The 25,941-nt window shown below is 57.5% G+C and carries 28 protein-coding genes; 10 read left to right on the top strand and 18 right to left on the bottom strand.

Annotated elements, in window-relative coordinates; translation table 11 throughout:
* Positions 1-21 precede the first annotated feature (21 nt).
* A complete protein-coding gene (gene phoB, locus QCD69_RS12820; RefSeq protein ID WP_125288383.1) occupies positions 22-711 on the bottom strand; it encodes a phosphate response regulator transcription factor PhoB in 690 nt (229 codons plus the stop codon).
* Between the two features lie 198 nt (positions 712-909).
* On the opposite strand from phoB, the gene sbcD reads away from it, so the two are divergent.
* Together sbcD and QCD69_RS12810 are read left to right on the top strand one after the other, a co-directional pair.
* A complete protein-coding gene (gene sbcD, locus QCD69_RS12815; RefSeq protein WP_253455092.1) occupies positions 910-2,118 on the top strand; it encodes an exonuclease subunit SbcD in 1,209 nt (402 codons plus the stop codon).
* A complete protein-coding gene (locus tag QCD69_RS12810) occupies positions 2,115-5,783 on the top strand; it encodes an SbcC/MukB-like Walker B domain-containing protein (protein WP_301252293.1) in 3,669 nt (1,222 codons plus the stop codon). Before sbcD ends, QCD69_RS12810 begins: the two co-directional genes overlap by 4 nt.
* Here the strand turns inward: QCD69_RS12810 and QCD69_RS12805 are convergent.
* Positions 5,756-6,712, bottom strand: coding sequence for a LysR family transcriptional regulator (locus QCD69_RS12805; RefSeq protein WP_301252292.1), 957 nt, complete (start codon positions 6,710-6,712; stop codon positions 5,756-5,758). The two genes, QCD69_RS12810 and QCD69_RS12805, sit on opposite strands and share 28 nt — an antisense overlap.
* 98 nt (positions 6,713-6,810) lie before the next feature.
* Between QCD69_RS12805 and QCD69_RS12800 the strand changes: the two genes are divergently transcribed.
* Together QCD69_RS12800 and QCD69_RS12795 are read left to right on the top strand one after the other, a co-directional pair.
* Positions 6,811-7,245, top strand: a complete 435-nt coding sequence (locus tag QCD69_RS12800) for a DMT family transporter (protein ID WP_253455097.1) — start codon at positions 6,811-6,813, stop codon at positions 7,243-7,245.
* Positions 7,246-7,252: 7 nt separating this feature from the next.
* The gene (locus QCD69_RS12795; RefSeq protein ID WP_253461091.1) at positions 7,253-7,723 is read left to right on the top strand and encodes a DMT family transporter; all 471 of its coding nucleotides are present in this window, start codon (positions 7,253-7,255) and stop codon (positions 7,721-7,723) included.
* A gap of 237 nt (positions 7,724-7,960) precedes the next feature.
* Here QCD69_RS12795 and QCD69_RS12790 read toward each other — a convergent pair whose 3' ends face one another.
* The 3 genes from QCD69_RS12790 to QCD69_RS12780 are packed head-to-tail and all read right to left on the bottom strand — an operon-like array spanning position 7,961 to position 9,650.
* The gene (locus QCD69_RS12790) at positions 7,961-8,608 is read right to left on the bottom strand and encodes a DUF799 domain-containing protein (RefSeq protein ID WP_301252291.1); all 648 of its coding nucleotides are present in this window, start codon (positions 8,606-8,608) and stop codon (positions 7,961-7,963) included.
* On the bottom strand, positions 8,608-8,961 hold the full coding sequence (locus tag QCD69_RS12785) for a DUF4810 domain-containing protein (RefSeq protein ID WP_253455101.1): 354 nt from the start codon (positions 8,959-8,961) through the stop codon (positions 8,608-8,610). Before QCD69_RS12785 ends, QCD69_RS12790 begins: the two co-directional genes overlap by 1 nt.
* An 11-nt stretch (positions 8,962-8,972) precedes the next feature.
* A complete protein-coding gene (locus tag QCD69_RS12780) occupies positions 8,973-9,650 on the bottom strand; it encodes a CsgG/HfaB family protein (RefSeq protein WP_253455103.1) in 678 nt (225 codons plus the stop codon).
* A 238-nt stretch (positions 9,651-9,888) separates the two neighbouring features.
* Here QCD69_RS12780 and QCD69_RS12775 point away from each other — a divergent pair, with 238 nt between their 5' ends.
* Positions 9,889-10,290 (top strand): cell envelope integrity TolA C-terminal domain-containing protein, encoded by a 402-nt coding sequence (locus QCD69_RS12775; protein WP_253455104.1) that lies wholly within the window; start codon positions 9,889-9,891, stop codon positions 10,288-10,290.
* A 36-nt stretch (positions 10,291-10,326) separates the two neighbouring features.
* Here QCD69_RS12775 and qhpR read toward each other — a convergent pair whose 3' ends face one another.
* Together qhpR and QCD69_RS12765 are read right to left on the bottom strand one after the other, a co-directional pair.
* Positions 10,327-11,379, bottom strand: coding sequence for an AraC-like transcriptional regulator QhpR (qhpR, locus tag QCD69_RS12770; protein WP_301252289.1), 1,053 nt, complete (start codon positions 11,377-11,379; stop codon positions 10,327-10,329).
* Positions 11,380-11,441: 62 nt separating this feature from the next.
* Positions 11,442-12,446 carry a phosphotransferase enzyme family protein gene (locus QCD69_RS12765; RefSeq protein WP_301252332.1) on the bottom strand — a complete coding sequence of 335 codons (1,005 nt, stop codon included), beginning with the start codon at positions 12,444-12,446 and terminating at the stop codon, positions 11,442-11,444.
* A 218-nt stretch (positions 12,447-12,664) separates the two neighbouring features.
* Here QCD69_RS12765 and eat point away from each other — a divergent pair, with 218 nt between their 5' ends.
* Both eat and rdgC read left to right on the top strand, forming a co-directional pair.
* Positions 12,665-14,029 (top strand): ethanolamine permease, encoded by a 1,365-nt coding sequence (gene eat, locus QCD69_RS12760; protein WP_301252287.1) that lies wholly within the window; start codon positions 12,665-12,667, stop codon positions 14,027-14,029.
* A 92-nt stretch (positions 14,030-14,121) separates the two neighbouring features.
* On the top strand, positions 14,122-15,033 hold the full coding sequence (rdgC, locus tag QCD69_RS12755; protein ID WP_253455107.1) for a recombination-associated protein RdgC: 912 nt from the start codon (positions 14,122-14,124) through the stop codon (positions 15,031-15,033).
* A gap of 160 nt (positions 15,034-15,193) precedes the next feature.
* On the opposite strand, the gene ppnP is transcribed toward rdgC, so the two are convergent.
* The 4 genes from ppnP to aroL form a co-directional block, all read right to left on the bottom strand.
* Positions 15,194-15,484 carry a pyrimidine/purine nucleoside phosphorylase gene (gene ppnP / locus QCD69_RS12750; RefSeq protein WP_253455108.1) on the bottom strand — a complete coding sequence of 97 codons (291 nt, stop codon included), beginning with the start codon at positions 15,482-15,484 and terminating at the stop codon, positions 15,194-15,196.
* A 44-nt stretch (positions 15,485-15,528) separates the two neighbouring features.
* Positions 15,529-16,236 (bottom strand): AroM family protein, encoded by a 708-nt coding sequence (locus tag QCD69_RS12745; protein ID WP_253455109.1) that lies wholly within the window; start codon positions 16,234-16,236, stop codon positions 15,529-15,531.
* A gap of 382 nt (positions 16,237-16,618) precedes the next feature.
* Positions 16,619-16,810, bottom strand: coding sequence for a YaiA family protein (locus QCD69_RS12740; RefSeq protein WP_125288368.1), 192 nt, complete (start codon positions 16,808-16,810; stop codon positions 16,619-16,621).
* A gap of 129 nt (positions 16,811-16,939) precedes the next feature.
* Positions 16,940-17,464 (bottom strand): shikimate kinase AroL, encoded by a 525-nt coding sequence (gene aroL, locus QCD69_RS12735; RefSeq protein ID WP_301252286.1) that lies wholly within the window; start codon positions 17,462-17,464, stop codon positions 16,940-16,942.
* Positions 17,465-17,762: 298 nt separating this feature from the next.
* Between aroL and QCD69_RS12730 the strand changes: the two genes are divergently transcribed.
* Positions 17,763-18,470 (top strand): DUF2076 domain-containing protein, encoded by a 708-nt coding sequence (locus tag QCD69_RS12730; RefSeq protein WP_301252285.1) that lies wholly within the window; start codon positions 17,763-17,765, stop codon positions 18,468-18,470.
* A gap of 53 nt (positions 18,471-18,523) precedes the next feature.
* Here the strand turns inward: QCD69_RS12730 and QCD69_RS12725 are convergent, their stop codons facing one another.
* The 3 genes from QCD69_RS12725 to QCD69_RS12715 all read right to left on the bottom strand — a co-directional run bounded on the left by QCD69_RS12725 (position 18,524) and on the right by QCD69_RS12715 (position 20,028).
* Complete coding sequence (locus tag QCD69_RS12725) at positions 18,524-18,976, bottom strand: YaiI/YqxD family protein (RefSeq protein WP_301252283.1); 453 nt, start codon at positions 18,974-18,976, stop codon at positions 18,524-18,526.
* An 80-nt stretch (positions 18,977-19,056) separates the two neighbouring features.
* Positions 19,057-19,500, bottom strand: coding sequence for a DUF421 domain-containing protein (locus QCD69_RS12720; RefSeq protein WP_253455113.1), 444 nt, complete (start codon positions 19,498-19,500; stop codon positions 19,057-19,059).
* Between the two features lie 9 nt (positions 19,501-19,509).
* A complete protein-coding gene (locus tag QCD69_RS12715) occupies positions 19,510-20,028 on the bottom strand; it encodes a hypothetical protein (RefSeq protein ID WP_301252281.1) in 519 nt (172 codons plus the stop codon).
* 98 nt (positions 20,029-20,126) lie between these two features.
* Between QCD69_RS12715 and proC the strand changes: the two genes are divergently transcribed.
* The gene (gene proC / locus QCD69_RS12710; RefSeq protein ID WP_253455115.1) at positions 20,127-20,936 is read left to right on the top strand and encodes a pyrroline-5-carboxylate reductase; all 810 of its coding nucleotides are present in this window, start codon (positions 20,127-20,129) and stop codon (positions 20,934-20,936) included.
* Positions 20,937-20,976: 40 nt separating this feature from the next.
* Here the strand turns inward: proC and QCD69_RS12705 are convergent, their stop codons facing one another.
* The 4 genes from QCD69_RS12705 to cspE all read right to left on the bottom strand — a co-directional run bounded on the left by QCD69_RS12705 (position 20,977) and on the right by cspE (position 24,877).
* Complete coding sequence (locus QCD69_RS12705; RefSeq protein ID WP_301252279.1) at positions 20,977-22,506, bottom strand: FAD-dependent oxidoreductase; 1,530 nt, start codon at positions 22,504-22,506, stop codon at positions 20,977-20,979.
* Positions 22,507-22,742: 236 nt separating this feature from the next.
* On the bottom strand, positions 22,743-22,892 hold the full coding sequence (locus tag QCD69_RS12700) for a hypothetical protein (RefSeq protein ID WP_301252278.1): 150 nt from the start codon (positions 22,890-22,892) through the stop codon (positions 22,743-22,745).
* Positions 22,893-23,063: 171 nt separating this feature from the next.
* Positions 23,064-24,266, bottom strand: a complete 1,203-nt coding sequence (locus QCD69_RS12695; protein ID WP_301252277.1) for a multidrug efflux MFS transporter — start codon at positions 24,264-24,266, stop codon at positions 23,064-23,066.
* A 398-nt stretch (positions 24,267-24,664) separates the two neighbouring features.
* Entirely contained in the window at positions 24,665-24,877 is a 213-nt protein-coding gene (cspE, locus tag QCD69_RS12690; RefSeq protein ID WP_125288360.1) for a transcription antiterminator/RNA stability regulator CspE, read from the bottom strand.
* Between the two features lie 504 nt (positions 24,878-25,381).
* Between cspE and QCD69_RS12685 the strand changes: the two genes are divergently transcribed.
* Complete coding sequence (locus QCD69_RS12685; protein WP_301252276.1) at positions 25,382-25,636, top strand: biofilm development regulator YmgB/AriR family protein; 255 nt, start codon at positions 25,382-25,384, stop codon at positions 25,634-25,636.
* Positions 25,637-25,941: the final 305 nt, after the last annotated feature.

Below are 25,941 nucleotides of genomic sequence, written 5' to 3'. Positions count from 1 at the left end.
TGAAAACTCCAGTGGGGACAATCAGTAACGCGCAGAGAAGCGGTAACCCGTTCCGCGCACTGTCTGCACCATACGATCGTGCCCGGTCAGTTCAAGTGCCTTACGCAGACGGCGAATATGCACGTCTACAGTACGATCTTCCACGTACACGTTAGTGCCCCAGACGTTATTAAGCAACTGCTCGCGGCTGTAGACGCGCTCGGGGTGCGTCATAAAGAAATGCAGCAGCTTATATTCCGTCGGCCCCATCTCCAGCGGCTGCGTTGCCGACATCACGCGGTGCGAGGAGGGATCCAGGCTCAGGCCCTGAATTTCAATCACCTCTTCCACCGCCATGGGCGAAATACGGCGCATCACCGCTTTGATGCGGGCCACCAGCTCTTTGGGCGAAAAAGGCTTGATAATATAGTCGTCCGCGCCCACTTCCAGCCCGCGCACGCGGTCTTCCTCTTCGCCGCGCGCGGTCAGCATCATCACCGGAATATCGCGGGTCATCGCCTCGCGTTTCAGATGGCGGATAAACTGAATACCGGTGCCGCCGGGCAGCATCCAGTCCAGCAGGATCAGATCGGGCCACGGCTCAATCAACAGATTAATGGCGCTGTCATAATCTTCCGCTTCTATCGGCTGATAGTCATTTTGCTCCAGCACAAAACACAACATCTCACGGATTGGGGCTTCATCTTCGACCACCAGAATGCGCTTAGCCATTATTGCTCCTGCGTTTGTGACGGAATGTCACTGGATATGCGGCGTCATTATGCGTCAGATTTATGACACTTTTATGAAAAAAGCGCCGGCTAATCATCAGTTTTATAACACTTTCAGCAGGATGGAAATGCGTAGCTGAGGTTTTTTGGCCAGGCGTTTATAATCGGCGTTTCGCTTACCTGACACTGAAGGGACGCTATGCGACTTATTCATACCGCCGACTGGCATCTGGGCCAGTTTTTTTACACCAAAAGCCGGGCGCCGGAGCATGACGCTTTTCTGACATGGCTGGTCGGACAGGTTGAGCAACATCAGGTCGATGCCGTGATCGTCGCGGGCGACGTGTTTGATACCGGCTCGCCGCCCAGCTACGCGCGCGAGCTTTACAATCGGTTTGTGGTCAGGCTGCATCAGACCGGCTGCCAGCTGATTATTCTGGCGGGCAACCACGACTCCGTCGCCATGCTGAACGAATCGCGCGAGCTGCTGGCCTGTCTGAATACGCGGGTGATTGCCGCCGCCAGCGAGGATCCGGCCGATCAGGTGCTGATGCTGAACCAGCGGGACGGTCAGCCCGGCGCGGTGCTCTGCGCTATTCCTTTTTTACGCCCCCGCGATATTACCGTCAGCAAAGCGGGTCAGTCGGGACGGGAAAAACAGCAGACGCTGCTGGAAGCGATTACTCACCACTATCAGCGCAGCTACGCGGCAGCGGTGCAAATACGCGGCGAGCTGCCGCTGCCCATTATTGCCACCGGCCATCTGACCACAATGGGCGTCACCAAAAGCGACGCCGTACGCGACATCTATATCGGCACGCTGGACGCTTTTCCCGCCCAGGCCTTTCCCCCTGCGGATTATATCGCGCTGGGCCATATTCACCGCGCGCAGCGCATCGCCGATACGGATCATATTCGCTACAGCGGCTCGCCCATTCCGCTCAGCTTTGACGAGCTGGGACGCGATAAAAGCGTGTTCCTGGTCGATTTCGCCGACGGCCAGCTACAGCAGGTCATGCCGCTGACGGTGCCGCTCTTTCAGCCCATGCAGATGATTAAAGGCTCGCTGGAAGAGATCGAGCGCCAGCTGCGCGAGATCCAGCCGCCGGAAACGGGGCAGAAAGTCTGGCTGGATATCGAAATCGCCACGCAAACCTGGCTCAACGACCTCCAGCGGCGTATCCAGGAACTGACGGAAAGCCTGCCGGTCGAGGTGGTGCTGCTGCGCCGCAGCCGCGAGCAGCGCGACAGCATTATCAGCCGGCAGAACAACGAAACCCTGAGCGAGCTGAGTGTGGAGGAAGTCTTTCAGCGCCGTCTGGCCGCCGAAGAAGAAGAGCCGGAGCGCATCGCGCGCGCCACGCTGCTGTTCAGCCAGACGCTGGCGGACATGGAGGAGCCATCATGAAGATCCTGACGCTAAGGTTTAAAAACCTCAACTCGTTGAAAGGTGAATGGAAAATTGACTTTACTGCCGAACCGTTCGCCAGCAACGGGCTGTTCGCCATTACCGGCCCGACCGGCGCGGGCAAAACCACGCTGCTGGATGCCATCTGCCTGGCGCTTTATCACGAAACGTCGCGGCTGGGTAAGCTGTCGCAGTCACAGAACGACCTGATGACGCGGGATACCTCAGAATGCCTGGCCGAGGTGGAGTTTGAAGTAAAAGGCGTCGCCTGGCGGGCGTTCTGGAGCCAGAACCGCGCACGCGGTGCCGTAGACGGCAATCTTCAGGCACCGCGCGTCGAGCTGGCCCGCTGCGACAATAACAAAATCGTCGCCGACAAGGTAAAAGACAAGCTGGAGATGCTGACCGAGCTGACCGGGCTGGATTTTGAGCGCTTCACCAAGTCGATGATGCTCTCGCAGGGACAGTTTGCCGCCTTTCTTAACGCCGACGCCAACAGCCGCGCCGAGCTGCTGGAGGAGCTGACCGGCACGGAAATCTACGGTCGCCTTTCCGCCAGCGTTTTTGAGCGGCATAAAAACGCCCGTGGCGCGCTGGAGAATCTGCGGGCGCAGGCCGCCGGGATGGCGCTGCTGGATAATGAACAGGTTCAACAACTTACGTTACAGTCAGCCCGGCTGCTGGCAGAGGAGCAGGCGCTCACTTCGCAGCTTCAGCATCGGCAGCAGCTGCTGCACTGGCACCAGCAGTACCAGACGGCGCTACAGGCAAAAGAAGCGGCCGTCGCCGGGCAGCAGGAGGTGGAAGCGGCCTGGCAGGAAGCGATGCCGCAGCTGAACCGGCTGCAACAGGCCGAACCGGCGGAAAAGCTGCGCCCTCAGTGGCTACTGCGCAATCAGCATCGGCAGGATCGGCTCGCGCTCGCTGAGCAGCAGCAGCATATCAATACGCAGCGCCAGCAGGCTCAACAGCAGCTGGACGAGCTGGCCGACGAGCTGAAAAAGGCGGAGGCGGCCCGGCAGCAGCACGAAAACGACAGGCAGCAGCAGGAGACGCTGATCGCCGAACAGCTGCTGCCGCTGGATAACCGTATCGACACGCTGGCCCAACAGAACCAGGCGCTGGAAAAAGAAGTAAGCGATTACCAACTTCATCTTAACGCGCGCCAGGCCGCGCTGCATCAGGCCCAAAACCAGCACAAGGAAAACGCGGCCCGCCAGCAGGAGCAGCAGCGCTGGCAGCAGCAGCACGCCCATTTTGCCCACTGGGGAGAATCGCTGCCGCTGTGGCGCGCGCGCTTCGAACAGCGGCAGCAAAGCGAACAGGCGCTGGCCGCGCTGCGCCAGCGTATCCACGAACAGCAGCAGGCGGTCAGCCGACTACGGCAGCAGATTGCCCAGGCGGAACAGCAGGCGCAGCCGCAGCAGGCTCAGCTTGAAGCGCAGCAAAAACAGGTCGCGGAAGCCGAAGCGGCGTTAACCAGCCAGCGGCAGCAGCGTTCCGAAGAGCAGCTACAGGCCTCGCTGACCAGGCTACAGCAGCAGCGGCCGCAGCGGCAACGCCTGGCGCTGATCGCCTCGCAGTGGCCGCCGCTGATGCAGCGAAGCCAAAGCCAGCACAACGATCGCACCGCGTTGCAGCAGCAGCTCCAGCAGGCGCAGGCCGATCTGCAAAACCTGCGTAGCGGCTGGAAAGAGAAGCGGCAGCATTTGCAGGACCTGGAAAAACGCTGCGAGCTGGAGCAGCGCATCGCCGATCTGGAGCAGTATCGCGCCCGGCTGGAGCCGGAACAGCCCTGCCCGCTGTGCGGCTCCTGCCAGCATCCCGCCGTCGCCGACTATCAGGCGCTTGAGCTTTCTGAAAACCAGCAGCGCCTTGCCGCCTTAAGGCTGGAAGTCGACCAGCTGAAGGATCGCGGCACCGCCAGAGGCGAACAGGTGAAAAGCCTGCAGGCGCAGCTGGAAAAGCTGCAGCGTGAGCTGACGGAAAGCGACAGCGAAGCGGCGCGCCTGCGCGAACAGTGGCAGAGCACGGCGCAGGCGCTGGGCCTGAGCGCTTCGCCGGACGATCTGCAACAGACCAGCGACTGGCTGACCGCTCAGGAACGCCAGGAAAGCGAAACGCAGACGCAGCTGCTGGATTTGCAGCAGCGCGCCCGCCAGCTTCAGCAGCAGAAAGATCGGCTGGCGGAAATGCAGAAAGCGCTCAGCGAGATGAAGCAGCAGCAGGAGCTGGCAGGTCAGCAACTGCTTACTTCTGTCAGAACGCAGGAAGAGCTGGAGCAGTCGCTCGCCCAGCAACAACAGCAGGCGCAGCAGCAGCATGACAGCCTGCGCGCTGCGCTGGCCGAACGGGATCTGACGCTGCCGCCGGCGGAGGAAACCGAAAACTGGCTGCATGAACGACAGAAAGAGTGGGATGCGTGGAACACTGTTGCGCAGTCGCTGACGGCTTCGGCTTCGCAGCTGACCGCGCTGGCCGCGCAGCAGCAGGCGTTGCAGGAAGAGATCGCGCGTGAACAGGCGCAGCTGATCCAGCGTGAGCAGCGCAGCCAGGCCGGTCAACAGGCGCTGGCCGTCCTGCGCGACCAGCGGCGACAGCTGTTTGGCGACAAGGTGGCGGCCGAGGTGCAGCAGCAGCTGCGCGCGCTGTCGCAGCAGCATCTTGAGCGCGGCCAGCAGCTACAGCAGCAGTGGCAGCAGCGGCAGAACCAGTTAAATACCCTGACCGGACAGCATAATTCGCTGGACGAGCAGCTGACCGTGCTGACGCACAGGCTGGAACAGGCGCAGCAGGCCTTTAGCGCGGCGCTGGAAGCCAGCGACTTCAGCAGCGAGGCGACCTTTACGGCGGCGCTGCTGGATGAAGATCGGCTGCGGCAGCTGCAGGCGCTACAGAAAACGCACGAGCAGCGACGCCAGCAGGCAGCGATCCTGCTGGCTCAGGCAGAAAAAACCCTGACGGCGCTGCCGGAAAAGCCGCAGGATCTGCCAGAAGATCCTTCTGCGCTGCACGCCGCCGTGGAGAGCCTCTCGCAACAGCTGAAAGAAAACGCCCGTCAGCAGGGCGAGACGCGACAGCAGCTCAGCAGTGATGCGGATCGCCGCGAACAGCAAAAAAACCTGCTGGCGACCATTGAGCAGGAAACGCGCCAGGTAGAAGACTGGAGCTATCTCAATCAGCTTATCGGCTCGAAGGAAGGCGATAAGTTCCGCAAATTCGCCCAGGGCCTGACGCTGGATCATCTTGTCTGGCTGGCGAACAACCAGCTAAACCGCCTGCACGGCCGCTATTTGCTCCAGCGCAAATCGCAGGAGGCGCTGGAGCTGCAGGTCGTGGATACCTGGCAGGCGGACGCGCTGCGCGATACGCGCACCCTTTCCGGCGGCGAAAGTTTTCTGGTGAGCCTGGCGCTGGCGCTGGCGCTCTCGGATCTGGTCAGCCATAAAACGCAGATCGAATCGCTGTTTCTGGACGAAGGCTTCGGCACGCTGGATGCCGCCACCCTGGACGGCGCGCTGGATGCGCTGGATGCGCTGAACGCCAGCGGTAAAACCATTGGCGTAATCAGCCATGTGGAAGCGATGAAAGAGCGTATCCCGGTGCAGATCAAGGTGCGCAAAATCAACGGACTGGGTTACAGCCGACTGGAAGTGCCGGGCTGAATCTGCCAGTAAAGCGGCGAGCCGAAAGCCTCAACAAAATGGTCGATGACCGCCCTGACGTTAAGAGGAGGATGCCGCGTATGGGGGTAAATCGCAGCGATATGCTGCGGCTCGGTAGTGATAGCGGCAGCAAAATCCGGCAGCAGCCTGACCAGCTCGCCCGTTTGCAGTCTGTCGCCGATCAGCCAGTCCGGGTAGAGCAGCAGCCCCATGCCCCCCAGCGCGGCGACCAGCAGCGTTTCCGCATGGTTTGACGCCAGCAGCGGCGACACGGGATAGTGGATCCACTCCCTGCCCGGCTGGCGGAAAAACCAGCGGTTCGGGCCGGACGAACCGCGGTAAACCAGACAGCGGTGGCGATGCAGTTCGTCGGGATGGACAAGCGCGCCATGCTTACGCACATACTCAGGCGAAGCGGCCAGATAATAGTATTGCGTGCCGAATACGCGGGCGTGAAAAGAAGAATCGGTCAGCGCGCCGATACGAAAGATCACATCAGCCGGTTCTTTATGCGGATCGATATAGTCATCGGTTTGCATCATCTCGATGGTCAGCTGCGGATAGCGTTCGGCTAATGCCGCGAGGCCAGGCGCGACATGCCGCTGGCCAAAGTAGATTGGCGCGTTAATCCGTACCAGACCAGAAGGCGCCAGCGTTCTTTCGTGCAGCGTTCTGCGCGCCTCCTCCATATTGCCGGTTATGCCGCGCGCATAATCGATAAATAGCCGCCCGCTTTCCGTGGGCGCTATCGCGCGGGTATTGCGATAAAAAAGCTGCTGGCCCAGCGAATCCTCCAGCTGATGGATCACGCGCGACACCTGAGAGGCGGAGATGCCCTCACGTCTGGCTACCGCCGAGAAGTTTTGCGCATCGTAAACCGCAATAAAGAGTTTTATCGCGCGCAGATTGACCGATTCCAGACCCGGCATTAATGCATTTCCTGCAAAAGTGTTTACCGCACTATAGCATTTCTATCATCTCTCGACCGCTGTAACCTTCCGCGCCTGATTAACGGGGAAATTTTGCTATGCAACTTTTATTGATTGTCCTGGTTATTGCCGGCGGTATGGGCCTGTCCGTAGAGGCAGGCCTGTTAGGGCCGCTGGGCGGAGAAGTGGGCGACCTGTGGGCAACCTTCAGTATTTTTGGCGTTGGCGCCGCGCTGACCTTTCTGCTGATGCTTTTTTTCAGCCCGCGCAACAGCCCATCGTTTTTTGCCCAGCCCGGCTGGCAGCTGCTGGGCGGCGTACTGGGGCCGATTTACGTGGTTATCCTTACCGTTGCCACGCCGACCATCGGCGTCGCGATGACCATGATCGGCATTCTTGCCGGGCAGGTGTTTAAAAGCCTGATCATCGATCACTTCGGCCTGCTGGGCACGCCGCAAAGAAAAACGGACGGCAAGCGCCTGATCGCGCTGCTATTTATTGTCGTCGCGCTGGTATTGGTGGCAAGGGGGTAAAACAATGATAACGATTTTGATGATTATTCTGGCAGTGGCTGGCGGCGCGATGCTGAGCATTCAGGCCGCGATCAACGGCCAGTTGGGCAGTAAAGTGGGCGTGTTCCGCTGCGCCTTTCTGACGTTTTCCGTCGGCGCGCTGATTACGGCTCTGCTGATCTTTTTCTTTGAACCGAAGCAGGCGGTCAGCCTGCTTGACGTGCCGAAGTGGCAGCTGCTGGGCGCGCTGTGCGGCGTTCCCTACATTGTGATTATGGTGCTGGCGGTACAGCGTATCGGGACGGCGGTCGCCACGGTGGCGGTGATCTTCGGCCAGCTAGCGATGAGTATGCTGATTGATAATTTTGGCTGGCTGGGCAACGCGGCCGTGTCGTTTTCGGCCAGTCGTCTGGGCGCCATTGTTTGTCTCGGCATCGCCCTGTTCTTTATCTACGCCAGCAACCGCAGTAAAAACGCGGCGGCCGTCGGGCGCGACTGACTAACGCCCTGCAACGTGAAAAAGCAACGGCCCGGCACGCATTCACGCGGGCCGGGCCGTTTTGCCTTCGCCAAACGGTGAATTATCAGATTTTACCGTTTTACATAGCCAGACGGCAAATCATCAAATTTCACCGTTTTGCTTAGCCAGACGGTGAACCATCAAATTTCACCGTTTTGCTTAGCCAAACGGTAAACTATCAGGCTTCACCGTTTTACTTAGCCAGACGGTAAACCGTCAGATCTTCCCGGCCTTAGCGCGCGGGCCGGGCAGAAGCGCGCCGTCGTCGCCAGCCGTCAGCAGGCGGGCGCTGGTAATGGCCGCGACATCATGGGCTTTATCCGAGACGTTGCTGGCGATCTGGTGCACGGCGGCGGCGATCAGCATCCCCAGCGCGGACTGATTGTTGTTGCTGCTCTCATTATCGGAGGCCGTCGCCGACCCGCTCCAGATCTGCTTGCCGCTGCGTAAATCCACCAGTTTTGCCGAAGCGGTCACGCGCGTTTCGCTGTCCACGATCAGGTATTTAGTGCCGTAGGTGTTGATATCGATATACAGCGCCGCGTCGGCGTTAAAAATATCGTGCAGCTTAGTGGTGGAAACGCTGCGAATATCCGTGGCGTTGTTCAGACCGTTCTGCTTAAAGGTTTCCTCAACCACCGCCACGGGGAAAACGTAATAGCCGGATTCCGCCAGCGGCTGGGTGACCAGCGAAGTAAGGCTGTGCGCCGCCGCGATATCCGTTGTGTGGTTTTCCGCAGGCAGCACCAGAATGGAAGCGGGCTTGCTGGCGCGAAACGCGCTGTAGTCATGCGGCGTTTTTTTTGCACAGCCGGTCAGCGTGATAACGGCCAGCAGAGCGGTAAAGGCGAAAAGCTTTTTCATTATTTTGCTCCCTGCTTATTACGCATCAGGAAATCCATATAAGAAGCGGACTCAGGAAAAGCCGTTTTCTCGGCGGTAAACTGTTGGAAAGCTAAATCGGGCTGGCCAGCGTTAACATAAAGTAATCCCAGCTGCGCGTGCAGGCCCGGTGCCACCGGTTTATTTTTAGCTTTCGCCTCTTCAATCACTTTATTCAGCGTAGCGATTTCTTTTTCCGGCGCGCTGCCGTTTTGATAAAAGCTGTAAAGCGAATTCTGGTAGTCGCCCCAGTAATAGATATTTTCTTTTTTCTGCGCGCAGGCGGTTAACAGCAGTGCCGTGGCAACCGCTGCGGTATATTTTATTACTCGCATTTTTTTCTCCGTTATTTAACCGGACGCCACGCGCCTGATTCCAGACCGCTGACCAGATGATTTACCGCTTCGCGTACCGCCAGGTCCATGACCTTGCCATTAAGCGTGGAGTCGTAGCTGGCGGTGCCGCCAAAGCCGATGACTTCGCGGTTGGAGAGTGCGTATTCGCCCGCGCCCTGCACGGAGTAGACCACTTCTGAGGTCGCCACGTCGACAACGTTCAGGTTGACCTTTGCATAGGCTACCTGCGTTTTGCCGCGGCCCAGGATGCCCCACAGCTGCTGATCGCCGACTTCTTTACGACCGAATTCGGTAATATCGCCGGTGATAACGTAATCCGCGCCTTTAATCGTTTGAGTACTGTGCTTATAGCCCGCTTCGTTTTTCAGCTCATCAAGGTTGGCACGATCCAGCACGTTAAAACGACCGGTTTGTTGCAGATGAGTAATAAGAATGGTTTTAGACTGATTGCCCAGGCGATCCACGCCGTCAGAGAAAATACCGTTCATATAAGAAGAGCGGTTATCGAATTTGCCAATGGCTATCGGGCTTTTTGCGCCCTGATATACCGGCTGGCTGGCGGCAGCTACCTGCGGCGCTTCAATAGCTCGGGAGGATTCGGTGGCGCAGCCGCTAAGCAGCGCGCAGCTTAATAAAGAAAAAGCAACAAGGTTATAACGATATTTCATTCTTTTCTTTTCCATGAATAAAAAAATACATCCAGCGTCCGCGCGCAGAATACAATAATGATGCAGAAAAACACAGGAAATAATAGCGTTTGACGAACAAGCGGTATTTTACTGCCTGGCCACAACAGGGAAATAATCTGTAAATGGCCCAGGATCGCCGGAATAACCTGTCAGCCTGAGGCTAACAGGCTAAACTATCGGCTTACATCAGAAAACCTTTAGTAATCATGGGAAAAAAATGCCATCGGGAATGATTAAAAGCGGACTGACGCTGCTGGCGCTGCTGCTGACGGCCTGCCACTCTCCGCCAGAAGAGCCGCGTCCTGTACCGGCCACGCCGCAGGAGATGCAGGCATGGGCGGATAAAGTCTGTAGCGGCCGCACGGAGAATAACTGTCGCTATTTTGCTGAGATGCAGTACGGCATTCAGCGCAATTTTTACAATGCGCATCGCTATCATGGACGCACCTGTACCGTCACCGTCACCTGGCGCCAGAACGGCCGCTACGGCGTACAGAGCACCCGGGGCGATGAACAGCTCTGCCTGAAAGCATGGGGCGTGATCGGCAGCGCGGAAAACCTGCCGCCGCCGCCGCCTTCGCTGCCGACCTCAATGGTTATCGAGCTGAAGCCTGACTAGCTGGCCGGCTTCAATGGCTATCGAGCTTAAGCCGGACTAGCTGGCCTGCCGCCACTGGCGCGGGCTGACGCCAAACCAGCGCCGAAAAGCGCGCGAAAAGGCGCTGACTTCTGAATAACCCAGCAGCAGCGCCATTTCGGATACCGGCAGCTGCCGCTGCTGTAAATACGAGGTCGCCAGCTCGCAGCGCACCTTATCCACCAGCGCGGTAAAGCTCAGGTTCTCTTCGCGCAGGCGGCGCTGGAGCGACCAGCTCGACATGCCCATTTTTTCTGCCACCTCGGGCAGCGCCGGCTCGCCCTGCATCAGCATCAGACGCACCTGCGAACGCGCCCGATCGACCACGCTCTGGCGCGGCGTCGCGCTGTTCAGACGCCGGATCGCGTCCTGCATCACCAGCAGCAGCATCGGATCGCTTTCCGGCATCGCGCGCGCCAGATCTTTTTTAGGGATGATCATCGCATTACAGGGCTGTTCAAACCAAACCGGTGCGTCAAAGACTTTGCAGTGCTCATGCCACTGCTCGGGGCGGGGATGTTCAAAGTGCACTTCTCTTGGCGCCCAGTGCCTGCCGGCAACGTGACGGATCAGGTTCATAAACATGCCCATCGTCAGCTCGGCGTCCTGCCTGCGGCATAAAATCGCGCCGTGGCGTACCTGGTAGTCCAGTCGCCAGCAGTCGCCTTTGTCGGTCAGCCGCGTCAGGGTATCGTGCTGATGCCACGGAAAAGCGTTGACGACGTTGTGCAGCGCCTGCTCCAGCGTGGCGGAGCAAAGCCCGACATAGCCAATCAGGCCTAATGACTGCGGTTTAAACTGCCTGCCGTAGTGCAAACCGAAGTTATCAAACCCTGAGCAGCGCGCCGCTTCCTCCATTACCCGGCAGTAGTTAACCAGCCCCAGGCTCAGCGTCGGGCTGGCGAGCTGCTCCGGATCGATGCCGCTGACGCCGAAAATGCGGTCGACGTCGCCGCCTTTTTCCGTGATAAATTCACCGAGGCCGCTGGCAGCGGCGGCCAGCACGCCATGGTTACAGCCAGCATTCAGCACCGCTGCCATCTCAGGCCGTTTGATCGCTCCGCTTTCCATTATTTATCGCCTCGCTGCAGAAAACACTCTGCTTACTCAGCAATTTCTATACCAGCTGGCGGCTAAGCGCCCACCGGTAGCTCGCTGGTTTCCAGGTAGCGATGGCAGAGGCGCACCGAATGATCGGCCCACAGCGGCCCCAGGCTCAGCGCCATCGCGGTCTGCGCGTGCGAGCCGACCCAGGCCAGCAGCTGTATACGGCGCTGGATAAGCAGCGTCGGCACCAGCGCCAGCTCCGCATCGCTGATATGCGCCACCTGCTCATAGCCTTTGATCCAGTTGTCCACCCATTGCGCTGCACGAGGATGGTGCTCCACAAAGCTGATGGCTGCCGCAAGATCGTGCAGATACCAGCCCATGCCGCAGTCGTCGAAGTCAATCACCCGCGTTTCGCCTTTATGCCGCAGCAAATTGGTCAGGCGCAGATCGGCATGGATCAGGCCGTAGCGGGAAGGATCTTTGCCGAATCGGGCCAGCTCTTCGCCAGCGCGGGTAATGGCCTGCTCCACCACGCCGCGATCGTCACGCCGCAAGCCCGGCGCGTCTCGCCAGTCGCCCCAGTGGCTTTGCGGGCTGACCATGGTCTGATGATCCCAGATGATGCGCTGGAAACCCGCCGGTTTTTGCCAGCTTTTGCTGTGCTGATGCAGCCGCGCGGTGATTTGGCCAAGATCCTGGAACGCGCGGGGATCGACGTCGGTGTCCGGCATCTCGCCTTCGATCCAGTCGAACAGCACCGCGTGGCGCAGGCTACCGTCCGCCAGCCGCAAATCCTGAACGGTCTGCCCTTCCCGATCGGCAAGCGCCTGCGGCACTACGATACCCGTTTCGCGCAGCGCATCCAGCCAGCGCAGCTCGCTGAGGATATCGGCGCGCTGATGATAATTGCCGCGATGCAGGCGCAGCGCATAGCGTTTTCCGGCGGCCTCCAGCAGAAAGGTAGCGTTCTCCGAGCGGCAAAGCAGGCTGAGTTTGCCCTGTAAAGCGGCCGGATAGCGGCTCAGAGCGCGGTGGGCAAGCGCCAGCAGCGCGGCATTGGTCAGGTCGTCATATTGGCTGGTCATCAGTGTGGCTCCCGAAAGAAGTTGATACGGCCTGAACCAGCATGGCGTGACGCTTCCTCAATCGCTTGACCGCAGGTAACCCTCTTTTGACTTTAGCGTACAGCGGGCACTTTTTTTGCTTGTGAGTTGACAGCAGAGCGCAAAAATCCTTATGCCCGCGTCAAGTTTCCCCGGGACGACGGCTGCATTATCAATCAACACTTACTGGCGGGAACAGCGATATGACAAGCAAGCTAAAGCCTACTCTGGGCACGATACATTTGTGGGGCATTGCGGTAGGCCTGGTCATTTCCGGCGAATATTTCGGCTGGAGCTACGGCTGGGGCGTAGCGGGCACCATGGGTTTTCTGGTGACGACCGCCCTGATTGCCCTTATGTACACCTGCTTTATCTTCAGCTTTACCGAACTGACCACGGCGCTTCCGCACGCGGGCGGCCCTTTCGCCTACAGCCGCCGCGCCTTTGGCGAAACCGGCGGGCTGATCGCCGGTATGGCGACGCTGATTGAGTTTGTCTTCGCTCCCCCGGCCATTGCCATGGCGATCGGCGCTTACCTTAACGTGCAGTATCCGGGATTGAATCCCAAATATGCCGCGGTCGGCGCTTACCTGATTTTTATGACGCTGAATATCCTGGGCGTCAGGCTGGCGGCCATGTTTGAACTGGTGGTGACGGTGCTGGCGGTGATCGAGCTGCTGGTCTTTATGGGCGTGGTCGCACCGGGCTTCAGCCTGAGCAATTTTACCGCGCACGGCTGGGCGGGCAGCGAAAGCTTCGGCCTGCCCGCCGTCTCCGGCATTTTTGCCGCTATCCCTTTTGCCATCTGGTTTTTTCTGGCCATTGAAGGCGCGGCGATGGCGGCCGAAGAGGCCCGCGATCCCAAACGCACCATCCCTAAGGCCTATATCGCCGGGATCCTGACGCTGGTGGTGCTGGCGATTGGCGTGATGCTGCTGGCGGGCGGCGCGGGCGACTGGCGCAGGCTTTCGGACATCAACGATCCGCTGCCGCAGGCCATGAAAATGATTGTCGGCGAGCACTCTAACTGGATGCATATGCTGGTCTGGATCGGTCTTTTTGGCCTGGTCGCCAGCTTCCACGGCATTATTCTCGGCTATTCGCGCCAGTTCTTCGCGCTTTCTCGCGCGGGCTACCTGCCCGCCGGGCTGGCGAAGCTTTCCCGTTTTCAGACGCCGCACCGCGCTATTATCGCCGGCGGCGTGATTGGTATCGCCGCCATTTTTAGCGACGGCTGGATCAATCTTCAGGGCATGACGCTGACGGCGGCGATGATCACCATGGCGGTGTTTGGTGCCATCGTAATGTACCTGATGAGTATGTTAAGCCTGTTCCGTCTGCGGCGTAGCGCGCCGGATCTGGAACGCAGTTTCCGCGCGCCAGGCTACCCTGTTGTGCCCGGCATCGCGCTGCTGCTGGCGCTGGTCTGCCTGGTGGCGATGCTGTGGTTTAACCCGGTTATTGGCGGGCTGTTTGCGCTGTTAATGGCCGCTGGCTACGGCTATTTCCTGCTGACCAAAGCCCAGCGCGCCAGCGCGCCGCGCGATGCGATGCTGGTCGGAGAATAACGACAAAAGGCAATGAAACCCCGTCGCCGATTCGCTATCATGCGCGCTGACTTTGAATGAGCGCGCATGACGCGCCGGAGAGGGAAAGTACAATGCTGTGGTTTAAAAATTTGATGGTATATCGTCTGAATCGCGAGATCCCGCTGGCGGCAGACGAAATGGAAAAACAACTTGAGGCATTCTCTTTCACTCCCTGCGGCAGTCAGGACATGGCGAAAACCGGCTGGGTTGCGCCGATGGGATCCAAAAGCGATGCGCTGACCCACGTCAATAACGGACAGATCCTGATCTGCGCCCGCAAAGAGGAGAAAATCCTGCCGTCGCCGGTGATCAAACAGGCGCTGGAAGCGAAAATCAGCAAGCTGGAAGCGGAGCAGCAGCGCAAGCTGAAGAAAACGGAAAAGGATTCGTTAAAGGATGAAGTGCTGCACAGCCTGCTGCCGCGCGCCTTCAGCCGCTTCAGCCAGACCTTTGTCTGGATCGACACCGTTAACAACATGATTATGGTCGACTGCGCCAGCGCCAAAAAAGCGGAAGATACGCTGGCCCTGCTGCGTAAAAGCCTGGGGTCGCTGCCGGTGGTACCGCTAACGCTGGAAAGCCCGATTGAGCTGACGCTGACCGAATGGGTTCGCTCCGGTGATACGCCGGCGGGCTTTGCGCTGATGGATGAAGCGGAGCTGAAAGCGCTGCTGGAAGACGGCGGCGTGATCCGCTGTAAAAAGCAGGATCTGGTGTGCGATGAAATCGCTAATCATATCGAAGCGGGCAAGCTGGTGACGAAGCTGGCGCTGGACTGGCAGGAACGCGTGCAGCTGGTGCTGTCGGACGATGGATCGTTGAAACGCCTGAAGTTCGCCGATACGCTGCGCGAGCAGAATGACGACATCGACAGGGAAGACGTGGCGGCACGCTTTGATGCCGACTTTATCCTGATGACCGGCGAGCTGTCTGCACTGATAGCCAATACTATCGAAGCGCTGGGCGGCGAAGCGCAGCGTTAAGCAAAGCACGGAGGCCGGATGCCCGGCCTCTCTGCATCACGCTTTCAGGTAACGACAAAGCCAGGAAACACGAAGGCCGGATAACCGGCCTCTCTGCATCACGCTTGCAGATACCGGCAAAGCCAGGAAGCACGAAGGCCGGATGCCCGGCCTCTCTGCATCACGCTTTCAGGTAACGGCAAAGGTAGGAAGAAGGTTCGGCTACCTGCAGGTGAAACTCGCTGTGGCCCGGCACGTTGAAAACCTGGCCCGGATCGTAGTGACGCCATTCGGTTTCGCCCGGCAGCAGCACTTTAAACGAGCCGCTGACCACGGTCATCTCTTCCGGATCGCCGGTGCTAAAAGTATACTCTCCTTCCGCCATCACGCCGACGCTGGCGCGCCCTGTGCTGGCGCTGTCAAACCCGATCGATTTCACTTTTCCTTCGAAGTACTCGCTGACGTTGAGCATGGCACTATCCTTTATCAGAGATGAAAACGGGCGGCCCGTAATCGTTACGCTACCAGCTCTGCGGCCAGTCCGGCCAGCAGCACGTTGGAGAGCAGTACAGGGATACCCAGCAGTTTTTGTAAGAAATCACGATGACGCTGCTGATAGCCCAGGCAGTCCAGCACCACAACATCGGCGCCCTGCTCCTGAAGCTGTAGCGCGGCGTCAATCAGCTCGTCGTCGTGCTTTACCCAGGGATTGGCTACGGCAAAGCGAGGTCTTGAAGACAGACTTTGCCACTTATAGCCCTGCTCGCCCAGATATTCTTTTCGCGCCACCATGACGCCGACCTGATGGCCGTCGGTAATGGCGTTAACCAACGGCGGCAGCATACGGTACGCATCCAGCAGAACAGCGCTGCTGGTCTTAAGGTTTTTGTACTCGCCTGCGCAAAGAACCAGAATATTTTCAAATCCTTCCGCTTCCAGCTTGTTGATCAACTTTTGCAGGGATGCCTCGACCTTCGCGGCAGAGAGAATGACGAAAGAGCCATCCTCCATGTGCGTCATCGTCACCTTTTCGCCCGCTACCGGCCCATAACGCTGTTCGATGTCGGCCGCTGAAAGGCCGTCAAGCAATCCGAAGTGTGCGATATTCTCTTCAGGCAGGTGTTCCAGCAGCAGAGGCAGCAGATCTCTGCGAGGCGCCTTTCCTAAGGTTAAGGTAGCCAGTTTGTGGGTATTGCTTTCTGCCTCATTAAACACGTCGGACATAAAACTTCCGGAAAACAGGATATCAGTTCCGGAAAAAGACGACGGATTTGGATGGGAAAGCGGAGTGGTGAAGATCTCGGTCAATGGTCTGTCCAGTTAAAGGCGATGGAAGCGTCAGGCTTATAAACTTGCAGCGAAAATATGACGCCAGTCGCTTTCGGTCAAGCCCGGATCCCATGATACAAATATCAATACACAGCAAATTATGTTGGTAATTTGTCTTCTGCCGCAAAATTATTTTTTGCTTGAGCCAAACAGCTTGCTGTCGCAACAGCAGCGGTCGTTTTGGCAGAAGATTCGCCTGAATTACAGGTGGTAGCGCTTACATTTTAACCACGCCTTGCTGTGCCCCGGTGTTTTACGGCGTCCATGCCGTCATACGTTACTCTTTTTCGATATCTTCATAACGAGCTTTAGCGTCGACCGCTTCCTGCTCGCTTTGGTGCTCACTGATTAGCGTATCCGGCTTAGGATGATCGGCACGAAGTTCGTACCAGGTGACACAATTTTCTTCCGTTCCTTTTTTTATCGGAACAATATGCGCTTCACGAGGATAGGGCGGTCTGCCAGGCATATCTTTTCCCTCCTTAAAGTATTACCGAGCTGGCCGGGATTTACCGCGCGGCCAGCTTCCGTACTTCAAGTATAGACAAAGGCTGATAATTCTCTGTCCGCTCTGCGCAACTTGGGAAAAATCGTAGGTTTAACTGGCGCGAGCCAGCGCCAGCACGCTAATAATTTCCTCAACCACGACCTCAGGTTGCTGCATGGCATCGATAATATAGTGGGCCGCCTCATGATAAAGCTTATCGCGGGCGGCCAGCACGTCGACCATTTCATCAGCAATAGGTCGGCCCGTTAACGTGGGCCGCTGCGCCTGTTCCGGATAGGCTTCCAGCCTGGCGGCCAGTACGGCGGCATCGGCTTTCAGATAGATAACCTGGCCGTGCTCGCGCATAAACTGCCGGTTTTCCGCTGCCAGCACCATACCGCCGCCGGTAGCAATAACCGTGCGATCGGCCGTTACCGCCTGTAAAGAAAGCGACTCGCGCTGCCGGAAGCCCTGCCATCCTTCAGCCGCAACAATTTCCGTGACGGTCAGTCCGGTGGTCTGCTGCAGATGTTTGTCCGTATCGCTGAAGGCGTAGCCCAGCGCCAGCGCCAATGCCTGGCCAACCGTGGTTTTTCCGCAGCCGCGCGCGCCGATAAGATAGAGGGGTAAGGACATGGCGAAAAATTCCTCAGCCTTGTTTACTGGCCGCTTAGCAGCAACCGGCAGTGAATAATGAGAGGCAGGCATCATACCGAGAATTCTTGTTTGTCACCAGCAGTCACTTTTTCTTTACACCCCTTGCACGGGAGAAACAGCACATCCCTTTGATATAAAGCAAAAATAGCATGTAAACCTTCCGTTACATACATTTTAGCCTGGCGGTAAGCCCGGCAACATTTCCTTACCCGAACCTCGTTTACTTTCCCCGGTTCTGCCCCAAAATAAAGGGACAGCCCGTTAATGAGGATCTCTTATGCAGAGCGAAGAACAAAAGTTAATTGAAAGCCTGTTTGGCCGACTGAAACAGGCTGAAACCCAGTCCGGCCCGCGTGATGCCGCCGCAGAAAAACTGATCCAGCAGCAGCTTCAGCAGCAGCCTGGCGCGCCTTATTACATGGCGCAGGCGATCCTGATCCAGGAAGCGGCCCTGAAACAGCTGAACAATCGGGTGAGCGAATTAGAGGCGAAGCTGGCGGCCCAGCCGCAGCAAAGCAGCGGCGGCTTTCTTTCCGGCCTGTTTGGCGGCGGCCGCCAGCAGCAGCAGCAGCAGCAGCAATCCTACAACGCGCCACAGCAGCAGTCTGCCTGGGGCAATGCACCACAGCAGCAGCAGCAGCCGTGGAATAACGCGCAGCAGCCCTATTCTGCGCCCGCGGCGCCTTCGGCTGGCCGAGGCTTTTTAGGCGGCGCGCTACAGACGGCGGTCGGCGTGGCGGGCGGCGTAGTGATGGCGGATATGCTGACCAGCATGTTCCACCACTCGCAGCCGGAAGAGATCGTAAACATTATTAACGAACCGGCGCTGCCGCAGGAAAGTTTCGACAATAATCTGGATACGTTTAACAACGGCACCGACGCCCCCTTCCTGAATCAGGATGCCGGACTGCCGCAGGATTACGCCAGCGACTACGATAATGATTTCGACAACGGCGGTTTTGACGACGACGACAGCTTTGTCTGAATAAGGTCGAGGCTGGTTGCATAAATGAAAGGCGGGGATTTCCCCGCCTTTTGCTATTTGCCGCGCTGCGCCTGTAGCCATTTATCCAGCTCGTTGGCGAACTGCTGACGGTCGCGCTGGTTCAGCGTCGCAGGGCCGCCGGTCTGCACGCCGCTCGCCCGCATCGTGTCCATAAAATCGCGCATGGTCAGCCGCTCTTTTATCGTCGCCTCGCTGTAGCGTTCGCCGCGCGGATTCAGCGCCACGGCCCCTTTTTCCATCACTTCCGCCGCCAGCGGAATATCTGCCGTGATCACCAGATCACCGGGTTGCGCCCTACGAACAATTTCATTATCCGCTACGTCAAAACCCGCCGGCACCCGCAGCGTGCGTAAGAAACGCGAGGGCGGCACGCTCAGCGACTGATTCGCCACCAGCGTCACCATTACCTGCTCGCGCTCCGCCGCACGATACAGCACTTCTTTAATTACCTTTGGACATGCATCGGCATCTACCCAGACTGGCATCGCCCTTTCCTTTATCAACACAACACTGCCTGCGATCTTGCCTGGCTTTTCAGGAATGGCAACCTGTTATTCACCGCATCTTAGCGCTGCGGGATAATACTGATCTTGCCGTTCTTCTCCAGAATAGCGAATTTGATCTGATCCAGCCGCTCCAGCCCGGCGGTGCTGCGGGCAGAATTCAGGATATCCTCTTCGGAAATGCCCGCTTTTCTGGCCCTTTCCGGCAGCAGACTGCCGTTTTCCACCAGGATTAGCGCCGTGCCGTCAATCAGCATATCCAGCCGGGGAAAACGCGCCTTCAACATGCCGAACAGGATGTCGACCACCACCAGAGTGATAATCGTCAGCGACGCGCCGGTGACCGAAAAATCGTTGCCCAGCAGCGCCTGCTGAGTCGCCTCGCTGATAATCAGCAGCAGGATCAAATCAAACGAGGTCATCTCCATCAGCGTGCGGCGTCCGGCGATTTTCAACACTACCAGCAGCAATAAATACATACTGGCAGCCCGCAAAACGGTTTCCATAATTGGCTCCTAAGGATAAATCCACTGGGTAAACTGCACGCTGGTTTTATTGTCCAGCGTCACGGTAACCGGATAGCGGCCAGGGTTCTGCGCCTGTAGGCCAATCCACACCGTCGCGCCTTCGCGATAGCGAGGAGAAGACCAGTGCAGTTCAAGAGCATTGCCACGGCTGAACGCCTGCTGCGGCTGCGGCTGAAGCGACTGAATTTGAAAGTTGTCCATCTCCTCGCCGTTGAGCACCAGCCTGAAGTCACCGTCCTGCTGCGGCCTGATGCGGATAGTCATCGACATATCGCTCGCCAGCCGCCCGAAACGCTCGTATTCCACCTCCAGGGCGCCGTCTGCCGACTTCACCCGTTTGTTGCTCAGCATCCCTTTTGAGAAAAGCCCGCAGGCGCCCAGGATCACGATAGTAAACAGAAAAAGATAGCCAATACGCTGTATCCGCCATTCAATCCGCTGCAGGCGCATATGCTCCTGAACCGGATAGCGGCGGCTGTCCATTTCATTTTGTTTCTTTAGATTCATCTGCGGCTCCTGGTTGTTGCTTAAGCGTAGCCGAAGCTGAATTAAGCCGGGTAATGACGTAAGCTGAACGGAATGAAAAGACAAAAAGAGGCAGAAGGATGATGAAAAAAATCGGTTTTATCGGCTGCGGTAATATGTCGAAAGCTATTATTGGCGGCCTGGTTGCCGCCGGCCAGGTGAAAGCGGAAGACATCTGGGTTTACGATCGCAAGCCCGAAACGAATCAGGCCATGCACGAGCAGTACGGCATTACGCCGGGCAGCAGCGCGGAAGAAGTCGCGAAACAGGCCGATATTTTATTCGGCGCGGTGAAGCCCAACGTTATTCTTAGCGTACTCAAGGAAATTTCCGGCTGCCTGAACAAAGATACCGTGGTGGTTTCCATCGCGGCTGGCGTCACGCTTGATTCGCTGGCGCAGGCGCTGGGGCACGATCGCAAACTGGTGCGCGTAATGCCCAATACGCCAGCGCTGGTCAATGAAGGCATGACCTCCGTGACGCCGAACGTGCTGGTGACCAAAGAAGAAGCGGATGAAATCGTGGCGATTTTTAACGGCTTCGGCAAGGCGGCGCTGGTGCCGGAATATCAAATCCACGCCGTGGTCGGCGTCAGCGGCTCTGCGCCGGCCTACGTTTTTATGTTTATCGAGGCGATGGCCGACGCGGCGGTGCTCGGCGGGATGCCAAGAGCGCAGGCCTATCAGTTTGCGGCGCAGGCGGTAAAAGGCTCCGCGCAGATGGTGCTGGAAACCGGCAAGCATCCCGGCGAGCTGAAAGATATGGTCTGCTCGCCAGGCGGCACCACCATCGAAGCGGTAAAAGTGCTGGAGGAGAAAGGATTCCGTGCGGCGGTCATGGAAGCGATGCAGCAGTGCATGAACAAGTCGGAACGGATGAGTAAAGATTGACCCACTTCAGCCCCTCATTACGGAGGGGCTGAATGCGTATTCAGCCCAGCGCTTTTTGCGCCAGCGCCGCGCCTTCGGCCATGGTCATCGGCTGCTGCATCCGACGCACCAGATCGGCGGTAAAGGTATACAGCCCGCAGGAGGCGACCGCGGCCAGCTGGCCTCTTTGCCCGTAGAGCGCCACAAAGGTTTTTTCCTTCAGCGAGCCGAACAGCCGAAAATCATCCCACTCTTTGGCATGACCCAGATACTCGTAGCGCGTGCCGAACTGCGCCGTCCAGAAAAAGGGCACGCGATCGAACTTCTCGCCGCGACCAAGCATGTTCTTCGCCGCCACCCGGCCCTGCTGCTGCGCCACGCGCCAGTGTTCGATGCGCATGGGGCCGGAAGCGGCGGGCCAGGTGGCGATATCGCCCGCGCTCCAGACGTTGGTCGCGATTTCCAGCTCCTCGCTGGCCGTCAGGCTGCCGTCATCGTTCAGCGGCAGATCGTGAATAAACCCGGTGCCGGGCGCGACGCCCGTTGCCAGCAGCACGGCAGTGGCGGGCACCACGCGACCGTTTTTAAGCTCGACGCCGCTGACGTGGCCTTTCTCGCCCTGCAGCGCGGCCACTTCGCCTTCGATAAACTCCACGCCGTTTTCTTCATGCAGCTCCCGAAAATAGCGCGCGATTTGCTCGCCGAACTGCTTTTTAAACGGCAGCGCATCGGGCGCGATAACCTGCACCTGCACTTTTTTGGCTCTTAGCGCAGAAGCCAGCTCCATGCTGATAAAACTGTTGCCGACGATCACCAGCTGACTGCTTTCATCCACCTCCTGCAACAGCGTCGCCGCCTGTTCAAGGCTGCGCAGCACGTGTACGCCGAACAGCGCCTTGCCGCTGAAATCGGGCCGCTGCGGGATCCCGCCGGTGGCAATCAGCAGCCGGTCATAATGCAGAGTGGAGCCATCGGCAAAGCGCAGCAGCTGCTCGCGGCTGTCCAGCTGCTCCACGTCGCCGTGCTTGCGTTCGGCATAGTGCCAGAAATCGTCATCCAGCAGAGGCGGCACCTCATCAATCGCCATCTTGCCGGACGGCACGAATTTGCTCAGCACGGTGCGATCGTAAGGTGCCTGCTGTTCGCGATCGACCAGCACCAGCCTTCCCTTAAAGCCTTCCCGACGCAGCGTCCAGGCCGCCGCCGCGCCTGCCGCGCCGGTGCCCAGGATCGCGAACACCGGCTCATCTTCTTCTTCTGCAAATTGATACAGCGGGGGAAGCGCTTCGGGATCCACCTGCACCATGCCGTTCTCGACCCTGACCGGATAGCGTTGCAGATCGCTTAGCGCCAGCGGCTCGCACAGACTGCCGTCGCTGATGGCGAAATTGGCCTTATGCCAGGGACAAACCAGATAGCCGTCACGGATAGCGCCCTGCTCCAGCGGCGCGCCGGAATGCGGGCATTTGGCCTGGTAGGCCTTGATTTCATCGTCTTGCCGAATCAGCAGGATCTCCTGCTCCCCAATGGGCACCCTGACCGGTTTCAGCTGCGGTAAATCCTGCAGGACGATAGCGTTTTGATAGCTCACGACAGGCTCCTTTCTTGTTATGCTTTTGTATTATCAGACTTGATAAGCCTGGCATTAACAGGGAGATCGGCCATCTTAAAGCGAAGCATGCCGTGCGCAGGATTGGATAAACTATTGTTATTTATACTGATTAAATTTTATGGCGGATAGCGAACAAGCCATGCTGTTGGCAAGCGGCTGTGAGAAACGTACTGGTAAAAAAAGCGCCGGCGTAAACCACGCCGGCCCGTCATCCGTTAGCGGCCCGGCCCCTGGGAGAAACCGCCGCGTGGGCCGCCGCCGCCCCAACCGCCGTGACCGCCACCGCCGCCCGGCGGCGGGAACAGACATCCGCTCAATGCTGTTACCAGCGCGACCACACTCACTGCTTTAATCAAACGACTCATTGCTCTTTCCTCATGGTAACAATGGCGCTGATAGTAAGCGTCGCCACACGAGCCGACAATGCAGAAAACTCCTGTTAGCCCCTGTTTTTACCCGGCGTAACCACGCTTAACGCTTTCCTTGCGGGAAAGCGCGAAAAACCTTAAAAGGCTAAAGCCGCAAACGAGGCGTGATCAGGCCGCCGCAGCCGCTTTTCTGCGCCGCCAGACCAGCATCAGCTGCACGGTATTAATCAGCACCACGATCGCCGTGGCGGTAAAGACCCAGCGGAAACCGCCGATGGCGGAAACGCCTGAGCCAATCAGCGGCCCGACCACGTTACCCAGATACATAAACGACTGGTTATAGCCAAAAATCCGTCCGGTAATGCGGTCGCTGGAGTAGCGCAGCAGCAGCGTTTGCACCGCCGGCATCATGGCGCCTTCGGCAAACCCCAGCAGAAAACGCAGCGCACCGAGTTGTAAGGCGCTGCTTGCCCACGACATGGCGAGAAACAACACTATCGTCAGCATTAACGCGGCAAATAAAATGCGCTGCGCGCCGATGCGGTCGCCCAGCTTGCCCAGTCGGGGCGCGGAAAAGAGCGCCGATACGCCGGGAATGGCTGCCACTACGCCGCTGATAAAGGCAATGTTTTCTACGTTCGGCTCCAGCTGGCGCACAAACAGCGTAAGAATTGGACTGATTGAGCCGTTGCAAAGCTGGATAACCAGCGTGGTGATAAACAGGCTGATAATTAATCCGGGATGACTCAGCGAACGAAAAACCATGGCGCCGCTGAGCTTTTCTTCTTTGCTGATTTTGCGATGCCCGGTTTCCTTGATCAGAAACAGCGTAATCATAAAGCTGGTCAGCAGCAGGCAGGAGGTAATAAAAAATACGGCACGTAGCCCGACCCAGTCGGCCAGAAAGCCGCCCAGCAGTGGCCCCATAATCACGCCGCAGATTTGCGCGGTGGAAACCATGCTCAACGCCCAGCCGCTGCGCTCGCGCGGCACCTGCGAAGCGACCAGCGCCATGGCGTTGGGAATATAGCCGGAGGTCAGCCCCATCAACGCCCGTAACAGCAGCAGCTGCCAGACGTTGGTTACAAAAGCCTGTAAAAAAATGACTATTCCCATGCCCAGCGAAGCGCGCAGCAGCATCAGCTTGCGCCCTTTACGATCGGCAAGGCTGCCCCACATTGGCGAGACGATGGCTGAAACCATAAAGGTAATGCTGAAGATTAACCCTGACCACAGCGTCAGCGCGCTGGGATCGGTGACGCCCAGCTGCTCCACGTAGAGCGGCAGAAAAGGAATAATCTGGCTGATAGCAAGGCCGGTAAACAGGCAGCCAAACCAGACCGAAATAAGGTTAACCTTCCAGGATTCCATGTTTTTTTATGCTCTGCAGGAGAATGCGAGCCATGAGTGTAACAACTCCCTGCCTGAACGCCAAAACGGTCAGACATCGTTACAGGCCATCGGCATGGTTCACAAGCGGTTGTTTTCACGGTGGGACGCTGCCCGCAAAGCACGCTCGCCGGCGATAAATAGCAAAGCGGTAAGCCATCAATGAGCGGTGGTCAGAAGGTCAGAAGACCATAAAGGCGCCAGGCCACAACTGAAGACAAGCGATAGCTTCAGAAGGCGGATAACGGCTGGCGTGCAAAGCCAGAAACAGAAAACAGGCGGCAGAGGGTAATTCTTCTGACGCTAAACGCAAAAAACCCGCCATAAGGCGGGTTTTTGTTCTTCTGCCCGACGAGGTCGCAGCAGAAGTTTCTCTCGAATTACAGCGCAGTTACGTTAGCAGCTGCAGGGCCTTTCTGGCCGTTTTCGATAGAGAATTCAACTTTCTGACCTTCTTCCAGAGTTTTGAAACCCTGGTTCTGGATTGCAGAGAAGTGTACGAACACGTCTTTGCTGCCGTCAGTTGGAGAGATAAAGCCGAAACCTTTCTCAGCGTTGAACCATTTTACTAAACCAGTCATTTTGTTAGACATTTGTCTTTCCTTCAATAAGTATAAAGCCGTTAAGGCACGAGGTTTGTCAACAGGGTAGACTTATGGGGCACTCAAGAAGGAAGTCAGGAAGAAGAGATATCTGAGATAACGCTTTAACTGAAAACTGCTTTACTAAAATTGCTCGCATACGTGTCTGTTTCAAAACCGACGGTGCATTTACTCATAACCAGCGCTGCGGCACAAGCGCTGATGACTAAAAAAAAGTAATTTAATGTCAATTCGCTGATTTTTATAAAGATAATTTTCATCTTTTTGCCGCATTCAGTTAAACCTTCACTCGCGACGCTTTTTGCTACGGCATAACGACAAAAAAATAGTGCGGCGGCGGCTGGACATTCCGCTACGCCCATCCAGACTAATAAAAATCTCCACCTGGTTATTTTCCAGGCTAAATGGCAATTTATTCGGTTTGGTAAATTAGCCCGTTAAGCCTTTCCCGATCTCATTGCCGGGCTGTCGATGGCGCTTTGCAGGAGGTTTACCATGGTTCATCACGCTACCGGCGCAGGCCGGGAAATCACCGAGTATTTTAACAGCCCTGCTTTCAACGCGCCGAAAGAGAGCGAGCTGCTGGCGGCCATCATGACCGAACTGATGCGTAACGGCAGACCAACCACCAGCAAAGCGATTATCGCTACCGTTATTGCCAGGCTGGAAGGCGAGATAGATGAAACCCAACTGCAGGGCTATCGCAACTTGCTGACCCAGCTACTGGAAGAAAAACGCCCTGAACGGTAACGCCTCTGAAGCGGGAGCAGTGCGCTTACCTTATGCCTTATTTTTTTACTGATAACGCCCTGATAATGCTCGCCCCAAAAAAAACCCGCACGGGGCGGGAAGCAAACGGGCATACCTGTCTGTGGCGAGATCAAAATGTCACCTTTATTAATAGTGTAAAGTACAGCGCGCCTGTTGCAGGTGTATGACAATCAGATAACCTTTCGTATCGTGAAAGAGACTGACATTTCAAATGATAAGGTGAACGGACTTCTCTTTATCAGCAACGGTCGGATCCGTTGCTCCTACTCAGGTAAAAGGACATG

It is taken from the genome of Erwinia sp. PsM31, assembly GCF_030433775.1.
Classification (GTDB): domain Bacteria; phylum Pseudomonadota; class Gammaproteobacteria; order Enterobacterales; family Enterobacteriaceae; genus Erwinia; species Erwinia aeris.
Note: the sequence above shows the minus strand (reverse complement) of the source record. Positions and strands in the feature narration are given on the sequence as shown.